The sequence below is a fragment of the Brachyspira pulli genome (genome assembly GCF_036997785.1).
Lineage (GTDB): Bacteria > Spirochaetota > Brachyspiria > Brachyspirales > Brachyspiraceae > Brachyspira > Brachyspira pulli.
Genome location: NZ_JAWLQI010000020.1, coordinates 16,593 through 31,137, shown reverse-complemented (window position 1 = coordinate 31,137; position 14,545 = coordinate 16,593). Strand labels below are relative to the sequence as shown.

The following is a 14,545-nucleotide window of genomic DNA, read 5'->3' as shown; positions in this document are numbered from 1 at the left end:
TAATAAAAATATAATAATAACAGGACATATAATATGAGTCATAATTTAAGACTAGCATTCATCATCATTGGACTTGGTATAATGGCTTGGTTTATTACTCCTACAGTGAGATGGTACTTTTTTACATCTGAAGATAAAAAAGAAGAAAGTAATATGTCTTTAGATGAGATGATAGCTAAAGGATACACAAAAGAACAAATTGATAGTGTTCAAGCTCTTAAACGCTTAAGAAGCGAATCTGTAAATATGGGTTTAGATTTACAGGGCGGTATAAGAATAGTATTACAGGCTGATTTTGAAGAATATGCTTCAAGACTTGAAAGAAATGTTGCTTCTCTAACAGCTGAAGAAAAAAATGATGCTATGGACAGACTTATATCAAGACTTAGAGGCAGAATCGACCAATTCGGAGTAAGCGAAGTAGGAATAAGAAAGCAAGGTGAAGACAGAGTAGTTGTTGAACTTCCTGGAGCAAGAGACCCAGACAGAATTAAAAGCGTAGTACTCAGTCAGGGTGCTTTAACATTCAATTTAGTTGATGAAGAAGCTACTTCTAAATTAACTACTAATGATATGCTTATGGGTGTATTCACTAATACAGCTAAAGTTCCTGAATACGGAAAACAGCTTTATTTCTACAGTGAAAAAGATGATTTCGGAAGAAGAGTAAGAGGTGCTCCTGTTATTGTTAATAAAGAACCTTCATTAGAAGGAAGTGCTTTAATCAATGCACAAGTAGGCGGCGGACAATTCGGCGAAGTTACTGTTGAATTTGAACTTAACAGTGAAGGTGCTACTACATTTGCTGAAGTTACTGCTCAAAATAAAAATAGAATGCTTGCTATAGTATTAGATGATAAAGTTATCAGTGCTCCTAATATTAACGATGAAATCAGAGGCGGAAGAGGAGTTATTACTGGAAGATTTACTTTAGAAGAAGCTCAAGACTTAGCTAGAATATTAAAAGAAGGTGCTTTACCTCTTAATGTTAGTATAGTAGAAGAAGAAGTTGTAGGTCAGTCAATCGGTGTTGACTCTGTAAAATCAGGTGCTACAGCATTATTTATGGCAGCTATTTTAGTTGCTGTATTTATGATAGCTGTTTACAGACTTTCTGGAGTTTTGGCTACTATAGCGATGATTGTAAACGTTATACTTATCATAGCTGTGTTATCACCATTAAGATTTACTTTAACATTACCTGGTATTGCTGGACTTATTCTTACTATAGGTATGGCGGTTGATGCTAATGTTATTATCTTTGAACGTATAAAAGATGAATTAAAAATTAAATCAAATGTCGCTGATGCTATTATATCTGGTTATGACCGAGCATTCGCTACAATATTTGACTCTAACATTACAACTATTATTGTAGCTTTAATACTTTGGATATTCGGAAGCGGTCCAGTACAAGGGTTTGCAATTACCTTATTCTTTGGTATATTGATAAACTTATTTACCGCTGTATTTATTACCAGATATATATATGAAGAGCTTATACGCATAAAAATGGTTAAGAAAGCAGGATTCTTCTTTATATAATTATTTATATAAAGATAAAAAGAATGAAAATTGTTTATATATAATTGCTTAAAATAAATAGGATTTTATAATGAGTGAAGATATTAAAAAAGAAAATGATAAAAAAGAAAATAATGATTTAACAAAAAATAAAATACCTTTTGTTAAAATTATGCCTATTGCTGCTGTTATATCTGCTGTATTGTTTATAGCCTCTATTGGTTTATTCATAAGTAAACTTAGTACAAACAGTTTTAATATGGGTATTGACTTTGCAGGCGGTGTGGAATTAAAAGTACAGATTAATAATCCAGAAGTTATAAATATTGCTGAAATAAGAGCTTTATACAATAACTTTGGAACTGAAACTGTTAATATTCAGGAGCTTGAAGGTGAAGATAATATTAATGCTTTTCTTTTAAGATTCAGAGGTTCTAATGAAGAATCCGACAGGGCTATGCAAGTACTTTATGATAAATACGGTACTGATAAAGTTAATTTAGTAGGAAGCAACATCATAAGCGGTGTAGTATCTTCTGATAACTTGAAACTGGCATTCATACTTATAATTGTTTCTTGGATTATCATAATGATATACATTACTATAAGATTCAATTATAGATATGCTTTTCCTGCGATCATTACACTTATACATAATGTTGTTATAGTATTTGGAATACTGCTTTTCCTAAACAAAGAGTTTTCTGTACTTGTACTCTCATCAATACTTACTTTGATAGGATACACTATCAATGACATCATAGTAGTATTTGATAGAATAAGAGAAAATGCTGACTCTAAAATGCCATTTAAAGATATTGTTAATATAAGTCTAAATAATGTTGTAGGAAGAACTATAATAACTGGTATTTCTACACTTCTTGCTGCATTAGCAATAATGATATGGGGCGGATTCATACTTTATGATTTCGCATTCACATTCTTCTGCGGTGTTGTTATAGGTACTTATGCTAGTAACTTTATAGCAAGCGGACTTTTAATATTATTTATGAAAACTAAAAAAGCATAAAAATTATTAATATAGAAATTCAAAAAGAGTATGCATTTATAATGTATACTCTTTTTTTATTTGCAATATATTGATTTTAGTATATTATTTTTTTACTATTAAATTAATAACGGAATAAAAATTATGAATGATATCCAAATACCAAATATTAGTATAAGTAATTTTAAATGCTTCAAAGAATTTTCTATTGATAGTTTTAAAAGATTCAATTTAATATTTGGTAAAAACAGCGTTGGAAAAAGCAATCTTTTAGAGGCATTGTATGTATATTGCAATATGTATAGAAGCGACTCTATTATAACAGCTTCTTTTTTGTATAGAGATATAACTTTAGATGGTAATTTAGAATTGATTTTTCACAATTTTAATCATACTAATCCCATTAATATGAAAACCTCAAAAAAAGAATTAAATATATATCCTATAAAATCATTGATATATGATTCTCTATTAGATGGTATTTATTATCAAGTGCAGGATAATAATGGAGAAATTATAAAACTTCCATTACTTATTAATAATACTAGAGTTCTTGACAGCAGCTTTATACCTACAAATAATATTATTACATTTGATAGCCAAACTGTAACTTTTTCAGTTATGTACTCTCCTCTATTTAATTTTTTATTTTTAAATAATTATAGTTATTCTGAAAAAATAATAAAAAACAATGCCATAGAAACATTTAGTGAACTTCAAAATTTAAATATGGATAAAATATTGATAGACTGTATGAAAACAATAATACCTAATTTAGAATCGATTAAAATACAATATGATAAAATTTGCGAAGTTGATATTGGGCTTGACAGATATTTATCTCTAAATGCATTAGGTTCAGGAGTATATAAAATATTTAATTACATAGTTAATGCTTCATTGCTGCCTAATGGGGTTTTATTTATAGATGAAATTGATAATGGATTTCATTACAGTTCTTTAAGAAATTTATGGATTTCTTTATTTAAAGTATGCTATACAAATAATATTCAGCTTTTTGCTACTACTCACTCTTATGAAGGCATAAAGTCTTTTAATGATGTTTATAATGAAGTAAAAAATGAATACAATTCAAATGATGATATTCAAGGCATAAGAATAGAGGCTGACAAAAAAGAAATGTATAAATATAAAGCAGTAATATATAACAATGAAGAATTAAATAATGCTATGGATAATTGGGAGGTAAGATAAAATAATGGCTTTTCCTGTAAACCCTATGGCTAAAAAAGTTCTTCTTGTTAAAGGAAATGATGAGATAGATTTATGCTCTCTTTTAATTAATAAAAAATTAGGATTAAAATATATAATAGGCAAATATGATAAACCTTTAAATAAAAAAATTTAATATAGGCTTTTTATAATGACTGAAAAAATTAATAACTTAAAACAATATATAAATGAAAGTTTCTTACTTACTCTCACAAATAAAGGTATATACAACCGCTCTGTAAAAGATCTTGATAACATTATAAATAATAACCCAGAAAAAATAAAAATCGAAGAAGCTGATAATAAAATAAAAGTTATAATAGATTCTTCAGATGAAAAAATAGAAGTTATGCTTGATGATGAAGATATAAAATCAAGTAAATGTTCTTGTCCTTCAAAAACTATTTGCAAACATATTATAATGTCGCTTTTGTATATAGAGCATTTAGATACAGAAAATAAAAATAATGATGATGCAGTAATAAACAATGCGATAGAAAGTAATAATGATACAACAGAAAATAATACAGAAACACAAGAAACAAATGATGATATAAAAAATAATACATTCGATGAAGTAAAAAATATCACTTATGATGAGATAAAGAAATTAAGCACTAAAAAAAATTTTGAATATGCATTGGATAGATTTCATGAAGATATTGAAGCAGAAATCAAAGAAGATGCTATGCTTGAAATTATTATACCTGAAGAAAATATAAAAATATACTTTCCCAAAAAAGACAGTATAAAAAAGGCTGTATGTTCATGTAAAGATTCTTCTCTATGTTCTCATAAAATCATGGCAATATTAAAATACAAAGAAATGTATGATGCATTAGAAGAAATAAAAGAAGAAGACAAAGAAATAGATGAAAACATTTTAAAATTTTCTAAATTGTTCGTTGAAAATATATTTGAAAAAGGTTTTTATTCATGCAGTGAAAAAGATTTTGATATAGCAGAACAAATCAGTATAAAACTTCAAGTAAAAAATATGCCTGAAATAGGAAAAATGTTTAGAAGCATTGCTGAAAGTATTGATTCTATGCTAAATAAACATGCTTCTTTTAATAAATTATTTGCATTTGCCACATTATCAAGACTGTATAATACAATAAAAGTAATAGAAAAAGCAAAACTAGAAAATGATAATAGAACAGTTAAATTATTAACAGGAGAAATTAGAAGCAAATATATAAACAGAAGCAATGGGGAGTTTTTAGGTCTTGGTGCCTATCCTTGGATATCTTCTACTGGTTATTTAGGTGTAAGTGCTTATTTATATAATATAAATGCCAAAAAAGTATCTTTCTTTTCTTATGTAATACCAACATTCTATGATAATGCCAAAATTTCTTATGAAGATGTAAGAAGCAATTACAGGAAAAAAACTCATTTTGAAAATAATATATCTATAGAAGAAGTTTCAAAATATAAAATGAAATTCTTAAATTATAAAGTTAATAATGAGGAGAGAATATCATCAAGTAAAAAAACTTCTGTTATATTAAATGATAGAATAGATTATACACTTTTAGAAGAATTAAGAATATCAAAAAACAATGAAGAATTATTTGCTGAAAGTTATGATGATATAAGAAATATAGAATTTAAATATGACTACTTCAATAAAAATGACAGAATAAAAATAATAATTGCTAAGTTTCAAAGAATAGAAAATGTTGAGTTTAATAAAATAGAACAGATACTTTATTTTGATATAGTAAATGAAATAGGAGAAGATGAAGAAGAAAGATTAACATTGAATGTCAAATACAATGCTATTCATTCAAATGGTATTAAATATATAATGAACTATAAAAACTCAACTGTTGATAAAGATAGATTTATGCTTTTAGAAAAAAGTAAATATTATATACGTCCAATAAGCATAATAAATGTTAATGCTGTTATAAATATATTTTTTGAAGATTAATTTTATTTATATATACTAAGAATTTTAGAGTTTGTCAAAAAATACAATTTTAAATTTAAGTTATTTGTGGGGACTAGCCCCCACACCCCCAGTTCTTTTGTTGACACAAAGAACCTATATCCTCGATAAACTCGGATACACTTCGCGAAAGACTGCATTTTTGACACAAATCTTGTTTTTACTTCACATTTCAAACAAAACTTAATAATATTTTATACTATTAATAAACAAAAATTACATTTACAAAAAAGTAAAAATTGACAAAATATAGTTGTTTAGGTATATTTAAAATATTAAAATTATTACTTATGGAGATTAAAAAATGAAAACTTATGAGAGATTCATAAAATACACAACTTTTGATACTACTTCATCAAGCGAGAATGAAAATCAAACTCCAAGTACTGAAAAGCAAAGAGTATTCGGTCAATATTTGGTAGAAGAATTGAAAGGAATTGGTATTGATAATGCTTATATTGATGATAAGTCTTTTGTATACGCTTCAATTCCAGCAACTAAAGGAAAAGAGAATAAACCTAAGATAGGTTTTATAGCTCATTTGGATACTGTTGAAGATGCAAGCGGAGAAAATATCAAAGCAAGTATTGTTAAAAATTATGACGGAAAAGATATAGTATTAAACAAAGAAAAAAATATTATATTTTCAACAGAAAAATTTCCCAGCTTAAATAAATATATAGGAAATGATTTAATAGTTACAGATGGAACAACTCTTTTAGGTGCCGATGATAAAGCAGGCATTGCTGAAATAATGACTATGGCTGAAACTATAATGAATAATCCTAATATAGAACATGGAGAAATAAAAATAGCATTCACTCCAGATGAAGAAATAGGTTCCGGAATAGAATATTTTGATGTAGAAAAATTTAATGCTGATTTTGCATATACTGTTGACGGCGGAGAATTGGGAGAAATAGAATACGAAAACTTTAATGCTGCTTCATGTAAAATAACAGTTAATGGTGTAAATGTTCACCCAGGATATTCTAAAAATAAAATGAAAAATGCCATTTTACTTGCTATGGAATTTAATTCTATGCTTCCGCCCGAACAAAAACCTCAATACACAGAGAAGTATGAAGGATTTTATCATTTGGGATATATTGAAGGTACAGAAGAAAAAACAAAACTTGAATATATTATAAGAGATCATGATTTTGAAAAATTTAATCAGAAAAAAGAATTCGTAAAAGATATAATAAATTTCTTAAATAAAAAATATGGTGATAATACATTTGTATTAGAATTAAAAGACACTTATTTTAATATGAAAGAAAAAATACTTCCAAATATGCATTTGATTGACAATGCTAAAAAAGCATTTAATGAATGCGGTGTGCAAGAAAAAATAGTACCTATAAGAGGCGGTACAGATGGAGCTAGACTTTCTTTCAGAGGTTTGCCTTGCCCTAACCTTTCAACTGGAGGAGAAAACGCTCATAGCAGATTTGAATATGTACCTGTTCAATCTTTAGAAAAAATGACTGAGGTGCTATTGAAAATAATAAATATATACGCTGAATAATTTTATGAAATAAATATAATAAAAAATTCTATGATAATATTTTGTATTAATAGATATTATCATAGAATTATTTTTTATTTAATTTTTTAAGCACTGATTATAAGCAAGTATTATTTAGCTGCATTTCCTGCCACATTCAATGAATCCCAAGTTCTAGCAAATGGCGGAGCATAACATAAATCAAGCATACCTAATTCATCAACTGTAAGTCCTGCATGTATACAAGCAGCTATAACATCGCATCTTAATACTGCACCTCTCTTGCCTAATATCTGACCGCCTATTATCTTTCTGCTGTCTGCCATATATACTAATTTTATATGTAAGTCCTGATAATCTGGATAATAATGTGTATGGTCTATATCTTTTATTGTAACAGTTTTATAATTTATATTATTCTTTTTAGCTTCTTCTTCTGTTATTCCAGTACGTGCTGCCTCAAGTTCAAAAGCAAGTATGCAGGCACTTGTAAGACTTCCTATAAACTTTTCATGACCGCCTACTAAATTTGATGCTACCATTCTTCCTAATTTATTTGCTCCAGTTGCCAAAGCAGCATAAGTTTGATTATCTAAAACTTTGCTGTATATACTAGCACAATCTCCGGCTGCATATATAGAATCAATATTAGTCTTTCCTTCTCTATCAACAAGTATAGCACCATTGTCCATTAATTTTATTCCAGCATCTTTTGCCAAATCGCTATTAGGAACAACTCCTATAGCAACAACAACATAATCAGCATCGTATTTTCCTTTATCTGTAACAACTGCTTTTACATTATTGTTATCATCAGCTTCTAATGACATAACTTTTTCATTTAAATGTAAATCAACATTCTCTTTTATATGCTCTATAAGCATGTCAGAAAATTCTTTATCAAATTTATTTCCAAATACTCTGTCGGAACGCTGTATTATAGTAACATTCTTTCCAATATGTTTTAAAGCATGTGCTGCCTCTATAGCTATAAAACCAGCTCCCAATACAATAACATTTTTTATATTATTGTCTTTCATTTTTTCTCTCATATCTATAGAATCATTGAACTCTTTTAAAGTTGATACATTTCCAATATTTATATTTGCTATATTTGGAATTATAGATTTAGCACCTGCAGCTATCAATAAAGAATCATAATTATCTTCAAATTCTTTATTATTAACAAGATCTTTTACAAGTACTTTTTTATTATTAGGATCTATTTTTAATACTTCATGTTTAACTTTTAAATCTATTCCTGATTTTATAGTGGCTTCTGCAGTTCTAGCTATCATAGTATTAGGGCTTTCATAGAATCCGCCTACATAATAAGGCATACCGCAAGCTCCCCAAGATACAACATCTGTTTTTTCATAAACTGTAATAACAGCTTCTTTATCTAATCTTCTTGCCTTTGCAGCAGCACTCATTCCAGCAGCAACTCCGCCTATTATTATAATTTTCTTCATATACGCTCCTTTGGTATTCATATATTACTATTAGTAATATAATAAAAATTTCATTTTTGTCAAAATTAATTTTTAATAATTAGAAAAATTATATTCTCTATCTATCAAAATTATTTAATTTCCAATTATTTTTATCAAATATATTTCCTTTAACTGTATAATATTCTGAAAAATTAAATCTTTTTTCTAATTGTCTATTAGGCTGCCATTCATTTAATATAATAGGATTTAATTCACCATTTTTATAATCATTTGTAATTATATTATGTGTAAATGGATTAACTTGTTTAGATAGATGTTTTGTAGATAAATAAGGCACATCAGCAACCGTCATAAAATTAGAAGACATACTAAAATTATTTGTACTATTAAAATCTTTACACATTAAAAAAGCATTATATATTGACATAAATTCAATACCATTATCTTTATAAAAATCTGTTTTAATATCAAGAGCATGATCTGAAACAATAATAATTTTTGTATTATCATAAACATTATTCAATTTAAGAAAATCTATAAATTTAATGATATTTTCTATTGCAGCCCCATTAGCATAATAGCTTCTTACAGAAAATTCATCTTTAAATTTTTTAATATCTTCATTAGGAAGACTATCTTTCCATATAGAAGGAAGTAAATTAGTATTAATATAATTAGGCTCATGTGTGGTGTTATTATGAATAAAATTAAAGTAATTTCCATCATTAGTTATTGATGTTATATGCTTTAATGAATTTAATACACTAAACTCACTTAAAGAAGTATTAATTAATACAGCATCACTATCTCCATATATATACCACTTAGAATCAGCATAAAATCCTTTTCTTAAAAAATTAGGCATCATTCTAAAAAGTGAAAATCTAAAAGATCTTTTTAAATCAGAAGATACAGACTCTGCACTATATAATCTTTTATAAAAAATCTCCTTCATTTCTTTTGTTTCATTTGAATAATCATTGAAAAAGTTAGTCAATGCAAAATTGATAAAATTAGCATTCTCAGCATAAGCATTTATATTAGAGTATTTTGAAAATATAGATGTGTCATATCCAAAATTCAAATTAGCAAATGTTACATTAAATAGATTTACTTTATACCCATCATCTGAAAATATTTTAGGCATAACTAATAAAGCTTCATTATATTTATCTTTCAAATTATATTTATTTTCAACACTAATCTCATAAGGTAAATACTCATATCCGCCCATTAAACTAGGTATAGATCCGACAGTATTTTTTGAATATGCTAAAACATTAGTATACATTACAAAACCATTTAATTCATTTTGTACTTCAGGAGTTTTATTAATATATTCATACATATAATGAGAAGCTGCTCTATCTAATAGTATTATAAACACATTAGTACCTGTTTTTGACAAAGTGAAAATATTATTATAATTATTCTCTTGTAAATTTGATTCAGATTGATTTTGTATATTCGCTAATATTTTCTGATCTTTACTTATACTAAATATATCGTATATTGATATAGATAATAATACTAAAGATACTATCATATATATATTAATAATAATACCTAATTTTTGTTTTTTTAATAAAAAATAAATAACAGATATAAAAATAGATACAAATAAAATGTTTAAGCCTATTTGAATATAACTAGATTGCAAAAGATTTGGATTATTAAAAATAAAACTGCTTGATATATTTCCATAATTTCCAACCATTATAAATGTATCTACAAAACATATTATTGAAATATAAATTATTAATAATGTTAAAGTATTCTTTACTTTGCTTGAAAATAAAACATAAATAAAGAAAGAATAAACAAAGAAAAATCCTATATATTTTGATATATTATTTAATATTAATACAAATGGTTCATTAAATTCCTGACCTGAAGAAGCTATCAAAGTTGATGGAATAAAAAGTCCGGCAAGCAATGTTATAGATATAGAAGAAACGATTAGGAGTTTTAATCTGCTGTTATCTAATTGTATATTAAATAATTTATATAAATATTTTTTATAAATTATAAAAACGAATAATAAAACCCATATACTTAAAACATCTTTATAAGTTTTTGGATATATTCTAAATATTTTTAAATATTGATTTTCTAATGAGATTTCAAATATACGTTCTCTATTAAAATATAATAAAGTATATATTATCATAAAAACTGTAAAAATACTAAATATTATAAAAAATACTCTTTTTATAATTGTCATTATTACTTTATTACTAAAAATAATATTTACTTTATTTTTTAAAAAACTATAATTTTCTAAAACTATATTTTTTACTAATGAAAAAGTACAATTTACTGTCCAATAAAAAAGAAGACCTGAAGGTGAAGTATATAAAAGCACTAAAAAAATTAAATTAGTTATATATAGAGGAAACTGTTCTTTAAAACTAAGTTTTCTAGCATACACTAAAGAAGCCAATAAACTTATTATAGTCATAACAAAAGGAAGTACATTAATTGTTATATTTCCGATTTTTAGTAAAGCATCTGGTTTTGCCAAATTCTTTATAATACCAAATTGAGCAAACTCTAAACCTTCAAGATTATGTATAAAATGATAAGCAGCTATAAAAAAAGGAATTTGTATAAGAAGACCTAAAGTACCTCTAAAAGCATAAATTGTTTTGTATCCATTAATCCTTTGACAAGTTCTTATAAGTAAATACCTTTGATCTCCTTTAAAAACAGATTTGATATTATCTATCATAGGCTTCATTTTATTTTGTATATCTCTTTCTTTTTGCTGCCATTTCTCAGCTATATTGTACAATGGCAAAGAAATAAAATTGACAACTAAACTTATAAAAAATATACTTACAATATAAGAGCTTTTAGTATATACCTTAAAAAAATAGAAAGATGTTTCCAATATAAACTCTATTGGATAGATGAATATATTATATAAGAAAGAAGATAAAGTCATTATACAAATTCCATAATAAATAATTTATTTTTTGTATTATAACATTTTATATTTTTTTATTCAAATCAGCATTTATAACAATAAAAAGTTGAAAAAATTTAAGTTGTATATATACTTATTAGTGGTTTTTTCATTCAATTTTAAGGAAGTAAAATTATTATGCATACCACAGATAATAATTTAGAAGATAAAATAAGAAATATGATTGTATATCATAGTAATATGTGCAAAAATAATCCAAACAATCCAAAACCTATTGTAGATTTTGGAATTTTTTATACTCAATTAGGAAAACATACTCATGCCATAGAATTGTTCAAAAAGGCATTAAATATTAATAACAGCGATTATAGCATATACAGACTTATATGGCTATCATATATAAAAATAAAAAACTATTATAATGCCGTTACATATTTTGAAAAGGCTTATGAATTAGAAAATAATGATTATATTAGTTTGAATAATCTTGGACACTGCTATATAGAAATTGGAAGATATGAAGATGCTGTTAATGTATTAAATAAATCTTTTATGTTAGCTCCAAGAGAATATATTAATTGGCGTCATTTGGGTATGGCTTTATATCATTTAAATAGATTCGATGAAGCTATAGAATCTTTTGAAAGAGCAATAGAACTAAATAAATATGATTATACAAGTCTTTATTGGCTTGCTGTGACTTATAAAGATACATATAAATATCATAAGGCAATAAAAATATTAAAAAAAATCATAGAAATAGAAAATGAGAATTATTTGGCTTATTTTAATATAGGTCTTTGTTATTTTATGATTAATGATTTTAATAATGCATTATCATATTTTAATAACGCTTTAAATATAGATGATAATGACTATTTACTATATTATTACATAGGTGTTTCTTATTATCAGATTCAAGACTATATAAAAGCCATTGATTATTTAAACATATCTATAGAAAAGAATCAAACTTATTCTTTCGCTTATTATTATTTGGGACTAGCTTATTATTCTGCTGGGCTTTATGACAATGCCATTGATATGCTGGAAAAAGCTACATCATTAGATGAAAGCAATAAAGAGGCATATATATCTTTATCAAATGCTTACAGTGCTGTTGGAGATTTAGAAAACTCAGCTATAGCATTAAAAAAATATGATATATATTAATTATTGGTTTCCTGACTTTCTAAAATAGTTTCATTGATTATTATACCATAACCGCTTATCTCTATTTGGTATTTATCATCTAATACTATTATAAAATTTTTGTCTTTTCTTTCTATATCAGTGATTTTTGAAGACGGATAGGAATTATCTATAACATTAACCATAGATCTATGTATGCAGCTTCTAGGAATGCCATTTTGTTTGGCTTCATCATTTATAGCACTAACTTTTTTCCAAAGACCTGTACTATAAAATATAAATTTATAACCAAAATCTATATCAACCTCATAGCCGCCGCCATTTTGATATAAAGATACCGTTTCTATATTATTACCGGGAAAATTCATATTTAAAAAGTTTTTCGCTCTCAAAGGCAAAGAATTTTCTGTTAAAGACTGAGAATATAAAAATACATTGGATATCAAGATAGATAAACAAATAATGAATATTAATTTTATATATTTCATAATTATTATAATTTTCGTATTTTATTTTGTTTATGTTAGAATTTTTTAAAAAAGTAACGGCCGCAAAGGATATTTACGACCGTTCATAAAGTTAAGCAAATGTTTATTTTGTTATTTTTTTTCTTCTTCTACTTGTTTAATCACATCATTATACTCGTTAATTAATGATTTATACTCCTCCTCGTCTAATAAAGAATCATCATAGTCGTTTAAATAATCTAAATTTTCTTTCACTTATTTAACGTCCTCCTTTTCTAAATTAATATATTCTAGTTTTTTGTGATAATATTATCGAGTAATGTATTTAATCATTATATATAATGTTGCTTTTAATTTTTAATAAATAATATATTGTTACTTTACTACAATTAACTCTCATATTATAATAATAATAAAAATTTCATATGAGTCAAAAAATTTTTTCTATAACTCAAATAAAAATTACATTAACAAACAATTAATATTCGATGTCTTCTACACAAGAGTTAATTAAATCATTGTATTCATTAATTAATAAGATATACTCTTCTTCATCTAACAAATAAAAAGTGTAATCATTATCTAAAAAATTTAGAAATTTTGTCATACTAAAACCTCCAATTTTTTATTTAATATATACATCTAGCATTTATGTGATAAAGAACTATTATCTTGTAACTAATAATCACACTCTTAATATAAGAAAATTCAATAATAAAGGCAAATATTTTTTTCAACTTTTTTTACAAAAAAACCAAAAATCTATATATTTGTAAAAATACATAATTGAATTCTAAATTATTTTACAATAACAATAAAAAAGCCTATGCATTAATTCATACATAGGCTAAAACAAAAAGAGAAATTGAAAAAACTATTTATTCTTCTACACAATTAATAATATTATTATATTCATTTATCAATAAACTATATTCTTCTTCATCATCTAAAAAAACATTATTCAAAACATCTAATAATTTTGTCATATAGAATCCTCCTTTTCATAGTACTCATATTTTATTGTGATTTAAAAGTTATATTTTGTAATTATTTATCACGTATTTATATAATACTAATATAATAATTCTTTGTAAAAAGGCAATGATTTTTTTATAATAATTTTACAATAATAATAAAAAAGCCTATGCACTAATATGTACATAGGATTAAAAATTTGTAATTTGTTTATTCTTTTGAATTATTATAAAGGAGTTATATATTGCACTACACCATATTAATAAAGCACATATCATATAAAAAAGAATCATTGAATTAATTCTGTGTAAAAATGGTATAATAGATTTTGAAAC

At 25.2% G+C, this 14,545-nt stretch carries 12 protein-coding genes; 7 read left to right on the top strand and 5 right to left on the bottom strand.

Annotated features, from left to right (window positions below; genetic code table 11):
- Positions 1-33 precede the first annotated feature (33 nt).
- The 6 genes from secD to pepT all read left to right on the top strand — a co-directional run bounded on the left by secD (position 34) and on the right by pepT (position 7,254).
- Positions 34-1,545 (top strand): protein translocase subunit SecD, encoded by a 1,512-nt coding sequence (secD, locus tag R4K56_RS06215; protein ID WP_335760067.1) that lies wholly within the window; start codon positions 34-36, stop codon positions 1,543-1,545.
- Positions 1,546-1,615: 70 nt separating this feature from the next.
- Positions 1,616-2,554, top strand: coding sequence for a protein translocase subunit SecF (secF, locus tag R4K56_RS06210; protein WP_335772552.1), 939 nt, complete (start codon positions 1,616-1,618; stop codon positions 2,552-2,554).
- A gap of 123 nt (positions 2,555-2,677) precedes the next feature.
- Complete coding sequence (locus R4K56_RS06205; protein ID WP_335772551.1) at positions 2,678-3,748, top strand: AAA family ATPase; 1,071 nt, start codon at positions 2,678-2,680, stop codon at positions 3,746-3,748.
- Between the two features lie 4 nt (positions 3,749-3,752).
- On the top strand, positions 3,753-3,902 hold the full coding sequence (locus R4K56_RS06200) for a hypothetical protein (RefSeq protein ID WP_335772550.1): 150 nt from the start codon (positions 3,753-3,755) through the stop codon (positions 3,900-3,902).
- 15 nt (positions 3,903-3,917) lie between these two features.
- A complete protein-coding gene (locus tag R4K56_RS06195; protein ID WP_335772549.1) occupies positions 3,918-5,705 on the top strand; it encodes an SWIM zinc finger family protein in 1,788 nt (595 codons plus the stop codon).
- A gap of 322 nt (positions 5,706-6,027) precedes the next feature.
- Positions 6,028-7,254 carry a peptidase T gene (gene pepT / locus R4K56_RS06190; RefSeq protein WP_335772974.1) on the top strand — a complete coding sequence of 409 codons (1,227 nt, stop codon included), beginning with the start codon at positions 6,028-6,030 and terminating at the stop codon, positions 7,252-7,254.
- Positions 7,255-7,364: 110 nt separating this feature from the next.
- On the opposite strand, the gene R4K56_RS06185 is transcribed toward pepT, so the two are convergent.
- Together R4K56_RS06185 and R4K56_RS06180 are read right to left on the bottom strand one after the other, a co-directional pair.
- Positions 7,365-8,705 (bottom strand): CoA-disulfide reductase, encoded by a 1,341-nt coding sequence (locus R4K56_RS06185; RefSeq protein WP_335760072.1) that lies wholly within the window; start codon positions 8,703-8,705, stop codon positions 7,365-7,367.
- Positions 8,706-8,802: 97 nt separating this feature from the next.
- Positions 8,803-11,634, bottom strand: coding sequence for a YidC/Oxa1 family membrane protein insertase (locus R4K56_RS06180; protein ID WP_335772975.1), 2,832 nt, complete (start codon positions 11,632-11,634; stop codon positions 8,803-8,805).
- A 159-nt stretch (positions 11,635-11,793) separates the two neighbouring features.
- On the opposite strand from R4K56_RS06180, the gene R4K56_RS06175 reads away from it, so the two are divergent.
- A complete protein-coding gene (locus tag R4K56_RS06175; RefSeq protein WP_335772976.1) occupies positions 11,794-12,789 on the top strand; it encodes a tetratricopeptide repeat protein in 996 nt (331 codons plus the stop codon).
- Here the strand turns inward: R4K56_RS06175 and R4K56_RS06170 are convergent.
- From R4K56_RS06170 to R4K56_RS06160, 3 genes are all read right to left on the bottom strand, one after another.
- Positions 12,786-13,256, bottom strand: coding sequence for a PepSY-like domain-containing protein (locus R4K56_RS06170; RefSeq protein ID WP_335757037.1), 471 nt, complete (start codon positions 13,254-13,256; stop codon positions 12,786-12,788). The genes R4K56_RS06175 and R4K56_RS06170 overlap by 4 nt on opposite strands.
- 111 nt (positions 13,257-13,367) lie before the next feature.
- Entirely contained in the window at positions 13,368-13,490 is a 123-nt protein-coding gene (locus tag R4K56_RS06165; RefSeq protein ID WP_335757038.1) for a hypothetical protein, read from the bottom strand.
- A gap of 223 nt (positions 13,491-13,713) precedes the next feature.
- On the bottom strand, positions 13,714-13,842 hold the full coding sequence (locus R4K56_RS06160; protein ID WP_335769111.1) for a hypothetical protein: 129 nt from the start codon (positions 13,840-13,842) through the stop codon (positions 13,714-13,716).
- Between the last annotated feature and the right edge of the window lie 703 nt (positions 13,843-14,545).

What these genes read in the sequence shown, in the direction of transcription:
- secD (WP_335760067.1), top strand. Translation starts at nt 34, where the DNA reads ATGAGTCATAATTTAAGACTAGCATTCATCATCATTGGACTTGGTATA.
- secF (WP_335772552.1), top strand. Translation starts at nt 1,616, where the DNA reads ATGAGTGAAGATATTAAAAAAGAAAATGATAAAAAAGAAAATAATGAT.
- R4K56_RS06205 (WP_335772551.1), top strand. Translation starts at nt 2,678, where the DNA reads ATGAATGATATCCAAATACCAAATATTAGTATAAGTAATTTTAAATGC.
- R4K56_RS06200 (WP_335772550.1), top strand. Translation starts at nt 3,753, where the DNA reads ATGGCTTTTCCTGTAAACCCTATGGCTAAAAAAGTTCTTCTTGTTAAA.
- R4K56_RS06195 (WP_335772549.1), top strand. Translation starts at nt 3,918, where the DNA reads ATGACTGAAAAAATTAATAACTTAAAACAATATATAAATGAAAGTTTC.
- pepT (WP_335772974.1), top strand. Translation starts at nt 6,028, where the DNA reads ATGAAAACTTATGAGAGATTCATAAAATACACAACTTTTGATACTACT.
- R4K56_RS06185 (WP_335760072.1), bottom strand. Translation starts at nt 8,705, where the DNA reads ATGAAGAAAATTATAATAATAGGCGGAGTTGCTGCTGGAATGAGTGCT.
- R4K56_RS06180 (WP_335772975.1), bottom strand. Translation starts at nt 11,634, where the DNA reads ATGACTTTATCTTCTTTCTTATATAATATATTCATCTATCCAATAGAG.
- R4K56_RS06175 (WP_335772976.1), top strand. Translation starts at nt 11,794, where the DNA reads ATGCATACCACAGATAATAATTTAGAAGATAAAATAAGAAATATGATT.
- R4K56_RS06170 (WP_335757037.1), bottom strand. Translation starts at nt 13,256, where the DNA reads ATGAAATATATAAAATTAATATTCATTATTTGTTTATCTATCTTGATA.
- R4K56_RS06160 (WP_335769111.1), bottom strand. Translation starts at nt 13,842, where the DNA reads ATGACAAAATTTCTAAATTTTTTAGATAATGATTACACTTTTTATTTG.